Raw genomic sequence first — 16,723 nt, 5'->3', positions numbered from 1 at the left:
ATACCTCAGGAATGATCTGCTCTGGTTGCAGCAGGTATTCCAGCAGGCTGCTTGCACAGGCGTTAATGCCTTCCTGCACCACCATCTCGAAACCATGGGTGTTTTCTGTGGGTATGGCGATGCAGCCGGCTCGGGCGTCCGTACCGGTACTGAGCACCGCGCTTGCATCGGACGCAAAATCAACCAGCAGTGCGACTTGGGGGGTGTAACCAGCCCGGTGCGTGGCCGCGATCAGGGCCTGTACCACTTGGCGGGAGTAATAGCCCTTCTGGTCACCCGTGTTGATGATCGGGTCGGCAGACAGCCTGGTTCCGTACTCCTCCAGCACCGGACCGACCTCGATGGCAATGGTGGTATCGCCCGGCAGCCTGGACGCCGCATACATAGCGCCCGCGTTGGATTCTTCCTCCAACGTCGTCAATACGAACCACACATCCTGGCGCAATTCGCTGCGCCTTAGCTGTAGCTGATGAGCACAATGGATCACCGCAGCCAAGGGCGCGCGATCGTCAAGAAAATGCGCCGCAATGCTGTCGTGGACCTTGAACGGTTGCCGCCAATGGCGGCTCAGCACCACCCGCGTACCTGGCCGTACGCCGACTGCCTCCAACGCCTTCTTGGGTTTGCGCGTGACCACATGGAGGTCAGACCACTGCACCGCTCCAGCCAACACGTCACGCCCGCTGGCGGTCTGCCCACTGCTGTGCATCGACCCGAAAGACAGGACGCCGGGAAGCATCTGTCGATCACCCAGGATGTCCACAGGGCAGACGCCAAAGCTGATTGGCTGCGCGCCGCCGAGTGCCAGCACTTCGAGCGTGCCGTCCGGCCTGACGTTCTTTACGATCATGGCAATTTCGTCCAGGTGAGCCATGACCTTGATCGACGCGTCGGGCTTGGCATCGCCAGCGGCGCGGATCACCCCGAGCAGGTTGCCGGCGTTGTCGGTATGCACATCGTCGCAGTACGCCCCAAGCGCATCGCGACATACCGCCCGCACTTCATCTTCTTGGCCGCCTGGGCCGCGGGCCAGTAACAAGGCTTCTAGCAGCGGCATGATTTCCATGGGGCTACCTCTGTCTTTTGAAATAGCCAGGGCGACGACCCTGGCCTTGCCTGCCAGCAAGCAACGCCTCAGGCGCTGCTTGTGCCGCTGTTAGAGAATTTCTTGACATCGATAGGCAGCGCGACAAATTCGGGCCCTTGCCCTGATGGCCGCCAACGTACATTGGCAATACCGTAACGCTCCGCCATGGGCCGGCTGACCTTCTTTATCTTGTGCTGACCAAACCTGGGAATGATACCTACCCCCGCATCGCAGCTCGCCCAGTGCCAGGCTTCAGCGTTGTCCATACACTCAAGCCGGATGATGAAGGTGCGGAATTCTCCATGTAGCTCATATTCGATTACATACAGTTGCGGTCCTGCCATGGGACTCTCCTCCATTGTTCAGGCTAATGGAGCGGGCGAAAGCAAAAAAAATTCAGAAATTTTGACTGACTGGTCATTACGCGTTTCGCATTGCGATCGCGAAGGCGCTATGCCTTCGCGAAGCTCGCCATGAAGCCGGGCTAGACACCCGGTCCCAGGTAGTGGCGATCAGGACTGTTTCTTTTCCTCGACCTCAGCCAGACGCTGTTTGATGTGCTGGGTCTGTTGCGCCTGCTCCTTGATCGAGGTAGGCGTTATGACTTTGTCCACCGCCTCGGTTTCCGGCTCCGGCTGTTTTAGCACCGGGCCTGGCACCTGTTCGCCGCGTTGCGCCTGTTCAGAAGCAAGCGGCTGAGGGACCTTGTCGCCTGTGTTGTCATCGGTGCGCTTCATTGGGATTTCCTCATACTGTTGAAGTCATTCAGAAGAACCCGAAGGCAGGCAAAAAGTTTGTTCCGTTTGCCTCAACGGCCAACAGGCCCGACGCATCAGCGGGTTGGCCAACGCCGCGCCGTAGGCCGTAATGACGATGTATTCATCTTGCCCTCTACCGCAACCCGTCTGGCATAACCAACCCCCCATACCAGTGCGCGACTCACGGTTTCGCCGGCACGTTGCGAGTATGCCCGCTCGCAAATCAGTGAACCGTCTGCGCGATAGACACCGATGAACAATTGCGTGGCACCTGTGCGTGACAACCGTGCCTGCACCTCCAGGCAGGTGCCGTTATCAAGGGCTTCTTCGTGGGTCTGATGGTGCAGGATCGGGTCATACCATTGTCGGTAGGTCTCGCCTCTTTTTTTCATTTGTCTGCCCTCGCCGATGGTGTAGCCGGTAGATCGTTCTCACCGCTCATCAGTCGAAAACAATCAACAACGTCAGACAGCCGGCTTGGTTGTACAAAACCTTCTTTCTGTACAACCGCCATTCGTCGTCAATACATGAATTCCAGACAACCTTCCTGCCGTGTTCATTCTTCTAACTGAACAAGCCAAAACATTCGGCAACAATTACGGGACAAGGACATGGCAAAGGGATTCACGAAGGGCGCCCGGCTACTCGAGTTGATGCTGCTGGGGTTCGTCACGCTGCAGTTGGCGGGCTGCGACATGGTGTTGTTCAACCCAAAAGGCCAGGTGGGGTCGGAACAACGCAACCTGATCATCCTGGCCACGCTGCTGATGCTGATCGTGGTGGTCCCGGTGATGATCATGGCGTTGGTCTTCTCGGTGCACTACCGGTCCTCCAACGAAAAGGCCCGCTACACCCCGGAGTGGAGCCATTCTCGGGTCATCGAAGCGGTGGTGTGGGGTGTGCCCCTGGTCATCATCACCGTGCTCGGTATCGTGACCTGGCGTTCTACCCATGCCCTAGACCCTTATCGACCACTCGAATCCGACAACCCCCCGGTCAAAGTGCAGGTGATCGCCACCGATTGGAAGTGGCTGTTCGTCTACCCCGAGCTGGGCATCGCCTCCGTCAATGAACTGGCAATGCCCGTTGATACGCCCGTGGACTTTCGCGTGACCGCCGATGGCGCCATTACTTCGTTCTTCATCCCCGCGCTGGGCGGCCAGATCTACGCCATGGCCGGCATGCAGACCCAGCTGCACCTGATCGCCAATCACCCAGGCACCTACACCGGAATCGCCGCCAACTACAACGGCCCGGGGTTTTCCGACATGCACTTCAAGGCGCTGGCGCTCGACCAGGCTGGCTTCGATGCCTGGGTCGCCAAGGTACGCAGCTCAGAACGTCAGCTCGACCCGGACGGCTATGCCCGGCTGGCCAAACCGAGCGTCGCCCACCCGGTGGAGCATTACGCTGCGGTCACCCCTCAGCTGTTCCAGTCACTCATCGACAAGTACCAGGGCGTCAACCGTTCTCGCGAGGTCGAGCGGCGTTTGAGCGACCCGCAAGGTGAAACGCCGCAAGGCAGCAAGGAGTAACGCACATGTTCGGAAAATTGAGCCGGGACGCCATCCCCCTCGACGAGCCCATCATCATGTACACCCTCGCCGTGGTCGGTCTGATCGGCATTGGCGGGGTCGGGGCCATCACCTACAAGCGCAAATGGACGTACCTTTGGAAGGAGTGGTTCACCTCGGTCGATCACAAACGCATCGGTGTGATGTATATCGTTGTCGCCCTGGTGATGTTGCTGCGCGGTTTCGCCGACGCGTTGATGATGCGCACGCAGCAAGCGATGGCATCGGATGGCTCACCCGGCTATCTGCCGCCGGAACACTACGACCAGATTTTCACCGCCCATGGCGTGATCATGATTTTTTTCATGGCCATGCCGTTCGTGGTCGGCCTGATGAACATCGTGGTGCCGCTGCAGATCGGCGCGCGTGACGTGGCTTATCCGTTCCTCAACGCAGTGAGCTTCTGGCTGTTCGTCTCGGGCGCCTTGCTGGTGAATATCTCGCTGGGCATTGGTGAGTTCGCCCGCACCGGCTGGGTCGCCTACCCGCCGCTGTCGGGCATCGGTTACAGCCCTGGGGTGGGGGTCGATTATTACATCTGGTCACTGCAAATATCCGGCATAGGCACGTTGCTGACGGGGCTGAACTTCTTCGTCACTGTTCTCAAAATGCGCACGACCGGCATGACACTGTTTCGCATGCCGGTATTCACCTGGACGGTGCTGTGCACGTCGATCCTGATTCTGGCAGCCTTTCCGATCCTTACCGCCACCTTGTTCATGCTTAGCCTGGACCGCTACTTGGGCATGCATTTCTTTACCAACGAGATGGGCGGCAACCCGATGATGTACATCAACCTCATCTGGGCCTGGGGTCACCCGGAGGTTTACATTCTGATTCTGCCGGCCTTCGGCATCTTCTCGGAAGTGGCGTCGACGTTTTCACGCAAGCGCCTGTTCGGCTACCACTCACTGGTGTGGGCGACCATCGTGATCACCGTGCTGTCGTTCATCGTCTGGGTGCACCACTTCTTCACCATGGGCGCAGGGCCCAACGTGAACGCCTTCTTCGGCATCATGACCATGATCATTGCCGTGCCCACCGGGGTAAAAATCTTCACTTGGCTATTTACCATGTACCGCGGTCGAGTACGTTTTGAAACGCCGATGCTGTGGACCGTAGGTTTCATCGTCACCTTCAGCATTGGCGGTATGACCGGTGTACTGCTGGCCGTGCCGGGCGCGGACTTCTTGCTGCACAACAGCCTGTTTCTGATTGCGCATTTCCATAACGTAATTATTGGGGGAGCAGTATTCGGTTACCTCTGCGGCCTCACCTACTGGTTCCCCAAGGCTTTTGGTTTCAAGCTCTATGACCCGTTGGGCCGCGCCGCGTTCTGGTGCTGGCTGGCAGGCTTCTACTTTGCCTTCATGCCCTCCTACTTCCTCGGCTTCATGGGCATGACCCGGCGCCTGAACCACTTCAACGTGCCGGAATGGCGCCCCTTCCTGTTACTGGAAATGGTTGGTGTGCTGATCATTCTCTGTGGCGTGGCCTGCCAAGTCATGCAACTGGTCGTGAGCATTCGCAAGCGCCACGAAAACCGCGACCACACCGGTGACCCGTGGGACGGACGCACACTGGAATGGGCTACCGCGTCGCCGCCGCCGTTCTACAACTTCGCCGAGCAGCCGGTGGTCCACGGTATCGACGCGTACTGGGGAATGAAGGAGCGTGGCGTCAAGACACTGATCGAGGCGGATTTCCGCAAGATTCACATGCCCTGCAACACCAGCCTGGGCGTGGTGATCGGCGTGCTCAGCACCGTCCTGGGCTTCGCCTTGGTGTGGCACATCTGGTGGCTGGTGATTACCAGCCTGCTTGCCACAGTCGCAGCCTTGGTCGTACGTAGCTACGACCAGCATACCGAGTACTACGTCACGGCCGAGGAAGTCGAGCGCGTAGAAACCGAACGGCGCCAACTGATGGCGGAGGCCTGAACCATGTCGCATATCGTTCTGAATGAGTCTGCCCATCAGCAGGAGCAAGGGTATGAAGATGCCGGCTCTCTGAGCCTGTTCGGCTTCTGGATTTACCTGATGACCGACTGCATTTTGTTCGCCACGTTGTTCGCCACTTATGCCGTCCTGGGCCAGGCGGTGGCCGGTGGGCCCAGCGCAGCGGACATCTTCGAACTGCCCTACGTGCTTGCAGAAACTTTTCTCTTGCTGTTCAGCAGCATTACGTATGGCTACGCCATGCTGGCCAACCATCGCAAAGACAAACGTCGAGTGCTGCAGTGGCTGGGCATCACCTTTGTGCTAGGCCTGGGGTTCATCGCCATGGAGATCAACGAGTTCCATCACTTGATCGCCGAAGGCTACGGCCCGCAACGTAGTGCATTCCTCACCGGGTTCTTCACGCTGGTCGGCACCCATGGCCTGCATGTGCTGGTTGGCTTGGTGTGGATGGCCCTGCTGATGATTCAAGTGCAACAGCGCGGCCTGTGCTGCGTCAACTCCACACGCCTTAGTTGCCTCAGCCTGTTCTGGCACTTTCTCGACATCGTGTGGGTATGCGTCTTTACCGTCGTCTACCTGTTCGGGGTGATCTGATGAGCAGCGAAAGCCAGGTTCACAGCAGCGCCGGGGCCAGCCAATCCAGCCACAAGACTTACAACATCGGCTTCGTGCTGGCCGCATTGTTGACGCTGATTCCGTTCGCTCTGGCCCTGTATCCCAGCCTCCCGCGCAGTATCACCTTCTTGCTGATATTGACCTGCGCAGTGATCCAGATCCTCGTGCACATGGTGTTCTTCCTGCACCTGACTACCGCACGCGAGCAACGCTGGAGCTTGGTAGCACTGGTGTTTACGGCCGTGATCATCGTACTGCTGGTGGGGCTCTCGCTGTGGATCATGTACTACGTGCATTACAACATGCTGGGTTTGTGAAATCCGATCGACATACGGCGCCTCATTGACGTCCAAGCACAGTGACCTGCTTATCAATCCAGGGCAACCAAGGAGGCTAACCGCCAATGAATGATCGACTCATTGCATTGTTCACCGACACCACCGTATTCGGTATCTCCATTCTCAATGTGCTTGTAGCACTGTGCGTGGCACTGCTCACGTTTCTGGTGGCCCGCGCTGCCATCAGTTTTCTGTTGCACCGGGTCCGGCGCTGGTCCGAGCACGATGGCGCGTTGAGCCAGGTACTGGCCAAAGTAATGTCAGGTACCAGCAACTTTTTGCTGTTCCTCGCCTCGTTGCTGGTGGGCCTGAGTATGCTCGACCTGCCAGAACGCTGGCTGACTCGGGTCAGCAGCCTGTGGTTCGTGGTTGCCGCATTGCAGATCGGCCTGTGGGCCAACCGCGCCATTGGCCTGGGGTTGAGCCGCTATTTCGCCCGCCACAATGCTACCGGCCTGAACCAAGGCAGTGCCTTGGCCACCCTTTCGGCCTGGGGCGCGCGGGTGCTGCTATGGTCCGTGGTGCTTCTGGCAATGCTGTCGAACCTGGGGGTGAACATCACCGCTTTTGTCGCCAGTCTGGGCGTGGGCGGCATCGCGGTAGCCTTGGCCGTGCAAAACATCCTCGGCGATCTGTTCGCCTCGCTGTCGATTGCGGTGGACAAGCCCTTCGAGGTCGGCGACTTCATCGTCATCGGGCCGCTGGCTGGCACCGTCGAGCACGTTGGCCTCAAGACCACGCGCATCCGTAGCCTCGGTGGCGAGCAGATCGTGATGGCCAACGCCAGCATGATCAGCAGCACGATCCAGAACTACAAGCGCCTGCAAGAACGGCGGATCGTGTTTGAATTCGGCCTCTCTTATGACACGCCTACCGAGGCGGTGAAAAAAGCGCCGGCCATCGTCGAAGAAGCCATCAAAGACCAACAGCAGGTACGCTTCGACCGCGCACATCTGCGCGGCTTCGGCAAGGAAGCGCTGGAGTTCGAATGTGTCTATATCGTCAAGGACCCAGGCTACAACCTGTACATGGATATTCAACAGGCCATCAATTTTCGGCTCCTGGAGCGCTTCTCCACGATAGGGGCCAAATTCGCCGTGCCGGTACGCGCAATCAAAGTCACCGCCTTGCCAGAGGAAGCCAACCGGTTGGGGCAAGGCCGTGAGGGGCGAGGCCTCAGAGGCGCTTGAACAAGGGCATGAGGGGCATCTCGCCCCCCTTGCCCACGGCCTGACTCAAGGCTGTTGATAATGGCCGGGCGAAGTGCCCGGTTCATGATCGTGCTCCTGCCGCTGCACTTGTACGTCCGTGAAAGAGGACGCTTCGTTGCGGTGCAAACCTTGCAGGTACTCGCGCGCAGCCTCGCGGCTAAGGTCTTCTTCGTCACTGCGGAACTCGCAAGTGCCGGGCTGGTTGTCGAGGATGTAGCTGATCAAATACAAATACTTGGCCATCGCTGGGTTCTCCGAGGCTTGCAGACGGGGACGACTCATTGGGTTGATCCAGGCTTGAGCGTTGGCGTTCAGCAGGGCTGACGACTGGCTCTAGCTTGATGCTTTGGGTGCCATCTGTCGTTTCAATCGATCGTTACAGCACTGGCGTTTTCCCAACTGTACCCATTACTGGAAGCGAGGTACTTGAAATGGCAACGGTACAAGACAATCTGCTGGACTGGCTGCGCGACGCACATGCCATGGAGCAACAGGCCGAGAGCATGCTCAAGGGCCAGGCCGAACGTCTCGAACATTACCCCGAGCTCAAGGGGCGTATCGTTCAGCACATCGAAGAAACCCAAGGGCAACAACGCCTGCTGCTCGGGTGCATCGAGCGATTGGGGGGTAGCACTTCCACGCTCAAGGACCTTGCCGGCAAGCTCATGGCGTTCGGCCAGGCTGTCGGTGGCATGGTCATGAGCGATGAAGTGGTCAAGGGCGCCATGTCTGGCTATGTATTCGAAAACATGGAGATCGCGTCGTACACGGTATTGATAGAGGCGGCCGAAGCGGCCGGTGACACCGCCACCGCGCAAGCCTGCAGGTCCATACTCAAGGAAGAAGAAGCGATGGCTCAGTGGCTCAAGGACCACCTTCCGGAAATTACCCGTGCGTTCCTGGCCCGGTCTGCCAACCCGGACACCGAGGCTAAACGCTAGAATGAGGCCCGCAGCGGACACCCTCCGCTGCGGGTATTTTCAGGCCGGCTGGTCGCCGTTGACCTTGCCCAGTTCAGCGCCGGTCAAGGGTTGTGCTTCGGGATTGGACTGAGTTCTGACTTTCATGGCATCGGCAGCCGCAGCCGAAGCCTGGTCAAGCTGCACACTTGCCATGCCATCGCCGCCATCCACGGCAGGTTGGGGCTGGTCGACGTAATTCCAATCCGGTCCCTCATTCCACGACCCCCGCATTTCTGCCCCATGAGACATATTGAAGTAGGTGCGGTTGAAGGCCGGATCACCGGGCAGCTTGCCCTGCGGGAAGTTCGGTTGAATCGAGTGCAGGGCCTTTTCGAACGACATCTGGTGGGCGATTTCCCGGCTCATCAAAAAGCCGAGGGCATCCTTGATACCGGGGTCATCGGTGACATTGATCAGTCGCTCGTAAACGATCTTCGCCCTGGCCTCGGCGGCAATGTTTGAACGCAGGTCGGCAGTAGGTTCGCCGATGGTGTCTATGTAGGCGGCCGTCCAGGGGATGCCGCCAGAGTTCACCAGGGCCGCACCACCGCCATACAGCAAGCTGGTGATATGCGAGTCGTTGCCGGCGCCGGTCAGCGAGCGATACAGCTCACCTTCCGCTTCAGCCCCCTCGGCCAGGCGCCCCTTGGCCCCCTTGTTGAGCATGACCACGATCGAGCCAATAATCTCCAAGTGGCTCAACTCTTCCGTGGCAATGTCGAACAGCATGTCCTTGCGCCCTGGGTCGTCCTCCGTCACCGCCTGAGTAAAGTAGCGCATGGCCGCAGCCAGTTCGCCCTGCGGGCCACCGAATTGTTCCAGCAGCAGGTTGGCCAGCCCAGAGTTGGGCTCGGCGACCCGCACGGTATATTGCAATCGCTTGTTGTGCATGAACATTGGCAAAATCCTCATCAGCTCGCCGGGGCGGCCAGAGCCGCCCCGGTCGATTCAACGGTAATCAGCGATTGTCATCGCTCTTGCGCCCGCCGCCATGGCTGTGCTGGCCGCCTTTGCGGCCTGCTTCCGAGGCTTTTTCCGGGTCGTTGGCAAAATTGCCACCGGAGGCCTGGCCACCTTTCTGGCCTGCTTCGGATGCACGCTCAGGGTCGTTCTTGAAGTTGCCGCCTGATGCTTGACCACCTTTGTGACCCGCTTCGGATGCACGTTCAGGATCGTTCTTGAAATTGCCGCCCGACATCTGGCCACCTTTATGACCTGCTTCGGATGCTTTTTCCCGGTCATTGGCAAAGTTGCCTGGGTTGGTGTTGGCGTTGCCGCCCTGGTTGCTACGGTCGTTGTCTTGGTTGTTAGCCATGATCTTTCACCTCATGTCGTTAACACAGGATGTTCTGTGTTCACTAATGACCTGCAGCAATGGCTTGTAGGTGAAAGAAATTTTGCGATCCCTGACGAAACGCTCGAAGGTATTGAGCACAAAATATTCGGGCAAGATAGGCCGTAGCTTTATTAATCGGTGGGCATTTCAGCGCTCGGCTGTCGAGTAAGCATGAGCCGTATCAGGGCGTCGTTGTCGACCGGTTTGCTGAGCAGGAAACCTTGTACTTCATGGCACTGATCATCGCTGAGCAGGGCCAGTTGCTCGGCAGTTTCAACGCCCTCGGCGGTTACCGTCATGCCCATGGCATTGCCCAGATTGATGATGGCCTGAACCACGCTGCGGTCACTCGCGCTCTTGCCTAAAGATTGAACGAAACGTTTGTCGATCTTGATGCTGTCGAACGGGTAAGTTCTCAGATAGCCCAGCGAAGAGTAACCGGTGCCGAAGTCATCCATGTTCAGCCGCACGCCCAACTCCTTCAGCGCGTTCATGGTCTGCAAGGCCCCCTCGACGTCATTGAGCATCACGTTTTCGGTGATCTCCAGTTCCAGGCGATGGGCAGGTAACCCTGTCTGGCGCAGTGCCTCGGCGACATCGCGTACCACGTCACTACGGCTGAACTGCGCGGGTGACATGTTGACCGAGACCATGATTGCCACTGGCCAGGCCTTGGCCTTGGCGCATGCGTCGTGGATCACCCAGTTGCCCAACTGCACGATCAGGTCGGATTCTTCGGCCAAGGCAATAAAGCGATCAGGGCGTAACAAACCTTGACGCGGATGCTGCCAACGCACCAGCGCTTCTACCGAGGCGACCGTTGTGCCATCGACCTTGTAGCGCGGCTGGAAATGCAACACGAGCTCATCACGGCCGATGCCTTCGCGCAATTCGCGTTCAAGCACGCGCTTTTCCAGCAGCGCCTCGTTCATCTGCGCAGAGAAGTAACGCCAGGTGTGTTTGCCAGCAGACTTGGCGCTATACAGCGCAATGTCTGCGTATCGGATCAGGTCACTGGGGGTGCCCGGGTACTCCGCTGACAGTGCCACCCCCAGGCTGACCCCGACCTGCACCGAATGGCCCTCAGCCAGTATGGGTTGTTGCAACGACTCCACGACGCGAGCACAAAAGCGGTCCATGTCGACGCGCTGCCCGGGGCGCGAGAGCACGATGATGAATTCGTCTCCCCCCAAGCGTGCTACCAAGTCAGTGTCGCGCGTTATCTCACCCAGGCGCCTCGCCACCTCGATCAGCACAGCGTCACCGGCCGGGTGGCCCAAGCTGTCATTGATGGGCTTGAAATTGTCGAGGTCCAGCAAGATCAGCGCGATGGCTTGGGGCACAGCGCCTTGCCCCGCTTGCTCCAGGAATCGAAAGAGCTTGTTGCGGTTTGGCAACCCCGTGAGGGCGTCGTGAAGCGACAGGTGTTGTATCTGTGCATGGGCGGCAACCTCGTCGGTGATATCGCTGCTGGTGCCACGAAACCCTTTGCAGACACCACGATCGAAACTTGCCCGTGCCGCAATGCGGCAAATACGCTGCTGCCCCAGGTGATCATGATACTGGCAGCGCAAGCTGCCCGTAGCGTGGCTGGCAGCCAGGCCGTGCAGCCAGTTTTCAAGCTGCGCGGTATCGCAATCGAGCAGCTCGGTAATCGGTCGATGCAGCCAAGCGTCTGCCTTGTGCCCGGTGAGTTCAGCGAACCGCGCCGACAGATAGCTCAGGTGCAAGTCGGCATCGGTTTCCCAGATCCAGTCGGATGACGCTTCGGCCACAGCCCGAAACCGCTCCTCGCTGGTCTCGAGCGCCGCTTTGGACGCCGCGAGTTGTTCATGGCTGCGGTCCATGCCCGTGCTGGCGCGGATGGCATAACGGGCAAACAGCGTCATCAATAAGCCAATGAGCACTCCCGCCAAGGTCAGCGCAGGCACCACGGTGGAAACCAGCTCACTGCCCGGGCGTTCGATGTGCCATGTCAGCGTATGACCACTGCCCTCAAGCGGCAGCGTACCCTTTGCCCCGTCCGCGGCCATGCGATCCGCGACGGCGAAGCCAGACAGGCCAGCAGCACGGCCCAAAGGCTCGAGCAGCCTGGTATCGAGACGCCGGACAAATACCAGTACCGCACGGGGCGCCGGTAGATGATGCGGCATCGAGGGTGGCTGGATTACCGCAGCCGTGTACAGTGCCGGCTGCCCACCAAATTGGAAATAGCCTGAAGTGGCTTGTTGCTTGGCAGCAACCTGCCGCGCCTGGCTGAGGATCAGGTCAGCCTGGGGGCTGTAGTGGGCGAATGATGCATCGCTCAATTGGCCATCGACCATGGCGTAGCGGCTGCCGTCATCATCGAGTACGAACACGCCCACATAACCGTCAGCGGTAAACAGCGTGGGGCCAACGTTATCTTCATCAAAAGCCCACTGCACATCCACCCCGCGGCCTAGATGGTCAAATGCAGATTGCCAGATGGCGTGGGTAAGGACATAGCTGCGCTCATTTTTTTGTAGCTGGGCCATTGCAGACTCAGCATGAAAACGGCTTTGCGCCATTTCGCGTTGATCAAGTGACCCGGCAATCCGGTAGAGAGCCCCCAACCCGACAATCAGTACCACCATCAACAGGCCGGTAAACACGACGATCAGTTGCCGGACCACGTGGCTGCGCGTCGACAGATCATTGTCAGAAATCGGGTCCATTCAGTCACCATCACCAGGGATTCTTTCCATTGACTGCCCGACCAAGAAGAACGATCGGTAAAAATGACAACCGGTGGCCTGCGCGTTGCACATGCCCACCGCGGAGGTCGGCAACCGTTGAATTGCCGAACAATCAGATGGAACAGCCAGGGCATAACGGCTGCCCAATGGAAGGCAAACCTACTGCATAGGAGCCACCCCATGGCAGCCCCCAACGAACACGACCCGTATGTCGATGATATCCCTGAGAACCCAGGTGAACCCGCCCCCAAGCCCGCCCCTGGTCAACAGGCTCCCGATTGGCCTGACGATCAGGTGCCACCCGAAGAGCAGTCCGATGGCTGATGCGCCTGGGCAATGCCCACGCCATAACCCATTGAAACCAGGCAGAGGTGTCAGCCATGATCGATAAAGCAACGGGTATGAAGCCAGGGGAACGCTATCGCGTCGAGAACGTTGAACGTGCGCATCAATTTGCAGGCTTTTTTCTGGACGGTAAGTATTATCTGGGGCCCGAGCTGCTGACCGCCGTTGGCTGGCTCGACGGTCAGCGGTTCATTTATGACAGCCTGGATGCCGAGGGCGAACCGGTTTTCCCCGATCGGGTTGCCGGTCACATTGAAAACCTCACGTTGAAGTTGGTCGACGGGACGTCACTCGAACTGTCGCGAATCGAGGCTGATGTGTCTGCTTCCAGTGTGGACGATGAATTGCCAGAGGCTGATCAAGCCTTGAGCGAGCCAAATGGCAAAACGTTCACTGGACCACTGCGTGGCAAAGTGGTGGTTATCACCGGCGCATCCAGTGGCATTGGCCGCGCTGCAGCGCATGCGTTTGCCTGCAAAGGGGCACGCCTGGTCCTCGCTGCACGCGATGAAAACGCCCTGTTCGAAGTGCTCGATGAATGCACCGAGTGCGGTACCGATGCCGTTGCGGTGACCACCGACGTTACCCAAAGCGCGGATATGCAGGCGTTGGCAGCGCGCGCCGTCGAATTCGGCAAAGGCCGCATCGATATATGGATCAACAATGCAGGTGTGGGTGCCGTGGGGCGTTTCGACCAAATACCCCTTGAAGCCCATGAGCAAGTGATTCAAACCGATCTGATCGGCTACTTGCGCGGCGCCTATGTTGCCTTGCCTTACTTCAAGGCGCAGCGAAGCGGCATCTTGATCAATACCTTGTCGCTGGGAAGCTGGGTCGCTCAACCTTATGCGGCTGCTTATTCCGCCAGCAAGTTTGGCTTGCGTGGCCTGACCGAAGCCCTGCGCGGCGAGCTCGCCGAGTTTGCAGATATTCATGTCTGCGATATCTACCCCGCCGTGATGGATACCCCAGGGTTTCGTGACGGTGGCAACTACACCGGGCATGCACTCAAGCCGCCAGGGCCAATCTATGACCCCGAGCGCGTAGCCAAGGCGATGGTGAACTGTGCGATCACACCGAGGGCATCCACGACGGTGGGGAGCGCAGCCCGCGTAGCGCACCTGGCCAGCTATATCGTTCCACGGCTTGGCCATATGGCAGGCTGGCTGGCGCGTCTCGGATTGAGCCGCAGCCCCGCCGCCGATGTTTCATCGGGAAACCTGTTCGCCCCGCCAAGCGGCGAGCGCCAGGTACATGGCGGATGGCGCGAAGGCCAGCAAAAAGCCCGCGTATTAATGGGTGTTGCCGTGTCGTTGCTGGTGGGCGCCTGCGCCTACGCGCTGCTGCGCAACCGCACTGAACGATAACGCCCATTGACCCTCGCGCGTCTTGGCCCGGCGAGACGCGTATTGCCCTGGAAAACGCCCCATGCACGCAATCCAAACCTTCCGCGCTGTCCTTCCTGTTGCCTGCAGCCTGTTTGTCTGGGGCTGCAGCAGTGTTGCCACGCAGTCCCCCGTAGAGGCACCTGGAAGGCCGGAAACCGCTGGCACCCAGCTGCTTGAAGCAGGCGCGGCGGTGCTTCAGGCCAAGCCCCCGATAGATGCCCTTAATGCCTACCTCAACGGGTTTCATTTCTATAATGGCCAGCCAGACGCACAAATGGAGGCTCATCATTACTGCGCTGTCCTCAACGAGGATGTCATTCAATGCGTGATCTACGATGGCACCACCAAAGACGCGAAGATCATGGGCGTGGAGTACATCATCGATGCCAACCTGTTCGCCAAACTGCCTGCCGCTGAAAAGCCCCTGTGGCATAGCCATGGTTATGAAGTGTCATCCGGGCAGTTGAGCGCACCCAACATCCCTGCAAGCGCCGAACACGCGTTGATGACCCGGCTGGCCCATACGTATGGCAAGACGTGGCATACATGGCATACCGATCAGGACAAGCGCCTGCCCTTGGGTGTGCCGCAATTGATGATGGGGTTCACCGCAGATGGGCAGGCCGACCCAGCCATGGTTCGGCAACGCAATCAGCGATTGCAGCTGGATACTCGCAAAAGCAAGGTCCAACGTGCGGATATACCGATCCCCCCTCTCGACCCCGCAGCCAACGGTTGGGAGCAGGGCAATATCATTCAGCTCACGGACCCGACCGGCCAGCATGTGCATAGCCCTGCAGCGTCCCCGACGCCAAACGATGCCAACAGCCGCTCAAGCCCTTGAGCCGTGTCAGGCGATCAGGGCCGGTAGCTCGCGTGCCAGCAGTGCGGCTGCAGCGGGCTTGAGCAGGGACGGTGCCAATTTGTCGCGCTGTACCCATTTACACGCCACGATCTCGTTTTGCGGCTCAGGGTGGTCTCGCTCATCGATCTGCATCGTGAAGATGTGATGAACAATATCGCCCGCACGAAGGGTACACAGCGGGACCAGGCGCTCCCTGCAAATGCCAGTTTCCTCTTGGAGTTCGCGAATGGCTGCATTCAACGGGGCCTCGTGCGGCTTGAGGCCGCCCCCTGGAAAATTCCATTTGCGCGATTTGCGGCGCACCAGCAATACCCTGGCCCCGAGAAAGCACAACACTGTTGCTCTTGATCTGAGCTTGCCTGGCTTGGACATGCCCACCTCCTTTAACCATTCTCATATTACGATGGACTGGTTCCTCACCGCGCAGGTTCAAGCCAATAGCGTGTTGACGTTGTCTAATACCTTGATGCCAAAGCATTTGAGCGCAACACATTGCCGACTTTATCTTTAGTGCAACTCATCGGCAAATGTCCACATCACCCGAGACAATCGCGCCGCGCCTACCGTCCTAGTTGAACACAGACTTTCCTGTGTGCTGACATGAGGTGAAAGATCATGGCTAACAATCAAAGTAACCGTGGCAATCAAGGCGGCACTGCTCAAAACAACCCAGGCAATTTCGCAAATGATCGGGAGAAGGCGTCCGAGGCCGGGCGCAAAGGGGGGCAAGCTTCAGGCGGCAATTTCGCCAATGACCGTGAACGTGCATCCGAAGCCGGCCGCGTTGGCGGCCAGCACAGCCACGGTGGTGGTCGCAAGAGTGAATGACCTCGCGTGACCGAGGCCAGGTCAGCATGCTGACCTGGCTTCACGCTGGCATGGCTGATCAGCTCGGCTCGTTGGCGTGGGCTGATCAGTGCCCTCTCTCATCGACGCGCTGGAGCCTTGTAATTAAATAGGCACGCTCTTCTTTCCTGCGCTGCTAGATCGCAAGCTGGCACGGGACGCTTGGACCGGGCAAATGGAAGGCCCCGCGCAACAACCCGTTCAAGCAGGCAATTTACTGCATGCTTTCACCACGGTGAGCGAACGGCGCCCGTCATGCAAACTCCTTGCAGCAATCCCTGCTGGCGATTCAGCCGTGTTTTTGCAGCGCGTCTATCAATTGCGCCTTGGACATGCTCGAGCGCCCCTTGATGTTTTTGCTGCGGGCTTCCTTCATCAGGCTTTCCTTGGTCTGGGTTTGCAGCGAAGATCCCGATGTGCGTGGGTGGCCCTCTCGGGTTTTAGCTGCGCGCCTGGCCGAATCGGAGCGCGCTGTTTTCTTCTCGCTCGCCGGCGTCTGCTTGCCCGAACCGCCCTTTTTCTCTCCGCCACCGGAGTGTTTGTTGACAGTGGCCCAAGCGCGGGACTCTGCTTCATCTTTGGAAACGCCTTTGTGCTCATAGCTTTCTTCGATGTGTTCAGCTTTGCGTTTTTGCTTCTCGGTGTATTTGTCTTTGTCTCCACGGGGCATGACCGTCACTCCTGAAAGGCTCTAAGTGAACGGTTGAACACCTGCCCTTC

General features: G+C 58.7%; 19 protein-coding genes and 1 pseudogene. 10 read left to right on the top strand and 10 right to left on the bottom strand.

Features of this window, described 5'->3' with window-relative positions; all coding sequences use genetic code 11:
• The 4 genes from HP547_RS16865 to HP547_RS16850 all read right to left on the bottom strand — a co-directional run.
• Positions 1–1,066, bottom strand: a 1,066-nt coding sequence (locus HP547_RS16865) for a M28 family peptidase (protein ID WP_172286886.1), incomplete at its 3' end; no start/stop codon positions are given.
• A gap of 68 nt (positions 1,067–1,134) precedes the next feature.
• The gene (locus HP547_RS16860) at positions 1,135–1,431 is read right to left on the bottom strand and encodes a DUF6555 family protein (protein ID WP_064492741.1); all 297 of its coding nucleotides are present in this window, start codon (positions 1,429–1,431) and stop codon (positions 1,135–1,137) included.
• A 168-nt stretch (positions 1,432–1,599) separates the two neighbouring features.
• Positions 1,600–1,824: a hypothetical protein gene (locus HP547_RS16855; RefSeq protein ID WP_064492742.1), complete on the bottom strand. Its 225-nt coding sequence runs from the start codon at positions 1,822–1,824 to the stop codon at positions 1,600–1,602.
• Between the two features lie 95 nt (positions 1,825–1,919).
• Positions 1,920–2,237: a hypothetical protein gene (locus HP547_RS16850; RefSeq protein WP_172224467.1), complete on the bottom strand. Its 318-nt coding sequence runs from the start codon at positions 2,235–2,237 to the stop codon at positions 1,920–1,922.
• 261 nt (positions 2,238–2,498) lie between these two features.
• On the opposite strand from HP547_RS16850, the gene cyoA reads away from it, so the two are divergent.
• From cyoA to HP547_RS16825, 5 genes are all read left to right on the top strand, one after another.
• Complete coding sequence (cyoA, locus tag HP547_RS16845; protein ID WP_172286887.1) at positions 2,499–3,380, top strand: ubiquinol oxidase subunit II; 882 nt, start codon at positions 2,499–2,501, stop codon at positions 3,378–3,380.
• 5 nt (positions 3,381–3,385) lie between these two features.
• Positions 3,386–5,359: a cytochrome o ubiquinol oxidase subunit I gene (gene cyoB / locus HP547_RS16840; protein WP_172286885.1), complete on the top strand. Its 1,974-nt coding sequence runs from the start codon at positions 3,386–3,388 to the stop codon at positions 5,357–5,359.
• A 3-nt stretch (positions 5,360–5,362) separates the two neighbouring features.
• Positions 5,363–5,974: a cytochrome o ubiquinol oxidase subunit III gene (cyoC, locus tag HP547_RS16835; protein WP_172224473.1), complete on the top strand. Its 612-nt coding sequence runs from the start codon at positions 5,363–5,365 to the stop codon at positions 5,972–5,974.
• Positions 5,974–6,312: a cytochrome o ubiquinol oxidase subunit IV gene (gene cyoD / locus HP547_RS16830; RefSeq protein WP_172224476.1), complete on the top strand. Its 339-nt coding sequence runs from the start codon at positions 5,974–5,976 to the stop codon at positions 6,310–6,312. Before cyoC ends, cyoD begins: the two co-directional genes overlap by 1 nt.
• An 86-nt stretch (positions 6,313–6,398) precedes the next feature.
• Positions 6,399–7,523, top strand: coding sequence for a mechanosensitive ion channel family protein (locus HP547_RS16825; RefSeq protein ID WP_172224479.1), 1,125 nt, complete (start codon positions 6,399–6,401; stop codon positions 7,521–7,523).
• A gap of 45 nt (positions 7,524–7,568) precedes the next feature.
• Here the strand turns inward: HP547_RS16825 and HP547_RS16820 are convergent, their stop codons facing one another.
• The gene (locus HP547_RS16820; protein WP_172224509.1) at positions 7,569–7,787 is read right to left on the bottom strand and encodes a hypothetical protein; all 219 of its coding nucleotides are present in this window, start codon (positions 7,785–7,787) and stop codon (positions 7,569–7,571) included.
• A gap of 188 nt (positions 7,788–7,975) precedes the next feature.
• On the opposite strand from HP547_RS16820, the gene HP547_RS16815 reads away from it, so the two are divergent.
• A complete protein-coding gene (locus HP547_RS16815) occupies positions 7,976–8,485 on the top strand; it encodes a ferritin-like domain-containing protein (RefSeq protein ID WP_172224482.1) in 510 nt (169 codons plus the stop codon).
• Positions 8,486–8,524: 39 nt separating this feature from the next.
• Here the strand turns inward: HP547_RS16815 and HP547_RS16810 are convergent, their stop codons facing one another.
• The 3 genes from HP547_RS16810 to HP547_RS16800 form a co-directional block, all read right to left on the bottom strand.
• Complete coding sequence (locus HP547_RS16810) at positions 8,525–9,403, bottom strand: manganese catalase family protein (protein WP_172286884.1); 879 nt, start codon at positions 9,401–9,403, stop codon at positions 8,525–8,527.
• 61 nt (positions 9,404–9,464) lie between these two features.
• On the bottom strand, positions 9,465–9,821 hold the full coding sequence (locus HP547_RS16805) for a general stress protein (protein ID WP_172224488.1): 357 nt from the start codon (positions 9,819–9,821) through the stop codon (positions 9,465–9,467).
• 152 nt (positions 9,822–9,973) lie between these two features.
• Positions 9,974–12,538 (bottom strand): EAL domain-containing protein, encoded by a 2,565-nt coding sequence (locus HP547_RS16800; RefSeq protein WP_172286883.1) that lies wholly within the window; start codon positions 12,536–12,538, stop codon positions 9,974–9,976.
• Between the two features lie 201 nt (positions 12,539–12,739).
• Here HP547_RS16800 and HP547_RS16795 point away from each other — a divergent pair, with 201 nt between their 5' ends.
• The 3 genes from HP547_RS16795 to HP547_RS16785 all read left to right on the top strand — a co-directional run bounded on the left by HP547_RS16795 (position 12,740) and on the right by HP547_RS16785 (position 15,136).
• The gene (locus tag HP547_RS16795; RefSeq protein WP_172286882.1) at positions 12,740–12,883 is read left to right on the top strand and encodes a hypothetical protein; all 144 of its coding nucleotides are present in this window, start codon (positions 12,740–12,742) and stop codon (positions 12,881–12,883) included.
• A 56-nt stretch (positions 12,884–12,939) separates the two neighbouring features.
• On the top strand, positions 12,940–14,271 hold the full coding sequence (locus HP547_RS16790) for an SDR family oxidoreductase (protein WP_172286881.1): 1,332 nt from the start codon (positions 12,940–12,942) through the stop codon (positions 14,269–14,271).
• 61 nt (positions 14,272–14,332) lie between these two features.
• Positions 14,333–15,136: an OBAP family protein gene (locus HP547_RS16785; protein WP_172286880.1), complete on the top strand. Its 804-nt coding sequence runs from the start codon at positions 14,333–14,335 to the stop codon at positions 15,134–15,136.
• Positions 15,137–15,142: 6 nt separating this feature from the next.
• Here the strand turns inward: HP547_RS16785 and HP547_RS16780 are convergent, their stop codons facing one another.
• A complete protein-coding gene (locus tag HP547_RS16780) occupies positions 15,143–15,529 on the bottom strand; it encodes an NUDIX domain-containing protein (RefSeq protein WP_172286879.1) in 387 nt (128 codons plus the stop codon).
• Positions 15,530–15,796: 267 nt separating this feature from the next.
• Between HP547_RS16780 and HP547_RS16775 the strand changes: the two are divergent.
• Positions 15,797–15,985, top strand: a pseudogene (locus HP547_RS16775) (general stress protein); the annotation flags it as partial.
• A gap of 307 nt (positions 15,986–16,292) precedes the next feature.
• Here the strand turns inward: HP547_RS16775 and HP547_RS16770 are convergent.
• Positions 16,293–16,673: a termination factor Rho gene (locus HP547_RS16770; RefSeq protein ID WP_172286878.1), complete on the bottom strand. Its 381-nt coding sequence runs from the start codon at positions 16,671–16,673 to the stop codon at positions 16,293–16,295.
• Between the last annotated feature and the right edge of the window lie 50 nt (positions 16,674–16,723).

The organism is Pseudomonas sp. CM27 (genome assembly GCF_013179515.1).
Classification (GTDB): domain Bacteria; phylum Pseudomonadota; class Gammaproteobacteria; order Pseudomonadales; family Pseudomonadaceae; genus Aquipseudomonas.
The sequence above is the reverse complement of the archived record's forward strand: the minus strand, read 5'-3'. Positions and strand labels throughout refer to the sequence as shown.

What these genes read in the sequence shown, in the direction of transcription:
- HP547_RS16860 (WP_064492741.1), bottom strand. Translation starts at nt 1,431, where the DNA reads ATGGCAGGACCGCAACTGTATGTAATCGAATATGAGCTACATGGAGAA.
- HP547_RS16855 (WP_064492742.1), bottom strand. Translation starts at nt 1,824, where the DNA reads ATGAAGCGCACCGATGACAACACAGGCGACAAGGTCCCTCAGCCGCTT.
- HP547_RS16850 (WP_172224467.1), bottom strand. Translation starts at nt 2,237, where the DNA reads ATGAAAAAAAGAGGCGAGACCTACCGACAATGGTATGACCCGATCCTG.
- cyoA (WP_172286887.1), top strand. Translation starts at nt 2,499, where the DNA reads ATGCTGCTGGGGTTCGTCACGCTGCAGTTGGCGGGCTGCGACATGGTG.
- cyoB (WP_172286885.1), top strand. Translation starts at nt 3,386, where the DNA reads ATGTTCGGAAAATTGAGCCGGGACGCCATCCCCCTCGACGAGCCCATC.
- cyoC (WP_172224473.1), top strand. Translation starts at nt 5,363, where the DNA reads ATGTCGCATATCGTTCTGAATGAGTCTGCCCATCAGCAGGAGCAAGGG.
- cyoD (WP_172224476.1), top strand. Translation starts at nt 5,974, where the DNA reads ATGAGCAGCGAAAGCCAGGTTCACAGCAGCGCCGGGGCCAGCCAATCC.
- HP547_RS16825 (WP_172224479.1), top strand. Translation starts at nt 6,399, where the DNA reads ATGAATGATCGACTCATTGCATTGTTCACCGACACCACCGTATTCGGT.
- HP547_RS16820 (WP_172224509.1), bottom strand. Translation starts at nt 7,787, where the DNA reads ATGGCCAAGTATTTGTATTTGATCAGCTACATCCTCGACAACCAGCCC.
- HP547_RS16815 (WP_172224482.1), top strand. Translation starts at nt 7,976, where the DNA reads ATGGCAACGGTACAAGACAATCTGCTGGACTGGCTGCGCGACGCACAT.
- HP547_RS16810 (WP_172286884.1), bottom strand. Translation starts at nt 9,403, where the DNA reads ATGTTCATGCACAACAAGCGATTGCAATATACCGTGCGGGTCGCCGAG.
- HP547_RS16805 (WP_172224488.1), bottom strand. Translation starts at nt 9,821, where the DNA reads ATGGCTAACAACCAAGACAACGACCGTAGCAACCAGGGCGGCAACGCC.
- HP547_RS16800 (WP_172286883.1), bottom strand. Translation starts at nt 12,538, where the DNA reads ATGGACCCGATTTCTGACAATGATCTGTCGACGCGCAGCCACGTGGTC.
- HP547_RS16795 (WP_172286882.1), top strand. Translation starts at nt 12,740, where the DNA reads ATGGCAGCCCCCAACGAACACGACCCGTATGTCGATGATATCCCTGAG.
- HP547_RS16790 (WP_172286881.1), top strand. Translation starts at nt 12,940, where the DNA reads ATGATCGATAAAGCAACGGGTATGAAGCCAGGGGAACGCTATCGCGTC.
- HP547_RS16785 (WP_172286880.1), top strand. Translation starts at nt 14,333, where the DNA reads ATGCACGCAATCCAAACCTTCCGCGCTGTCCTTCCTGTTGCCTGCAGC.
- HP547_RS16780 (WP_172286879.1), bottom strand. Translation starts at nt 15,529, where the DNA reads ATGTCCAAGCCAGGCAAGCTCAGATCAAGAGCAACAGTGTTGTGCTTT.
- HP547_RS16770 (WP_172286878.1), bottom strand. Translation starts at nt 16,673, where the DNA reads ATGCCCCGTGGAGACAAAGACAAATACACCGAGAAGCAAAAACGCAAA.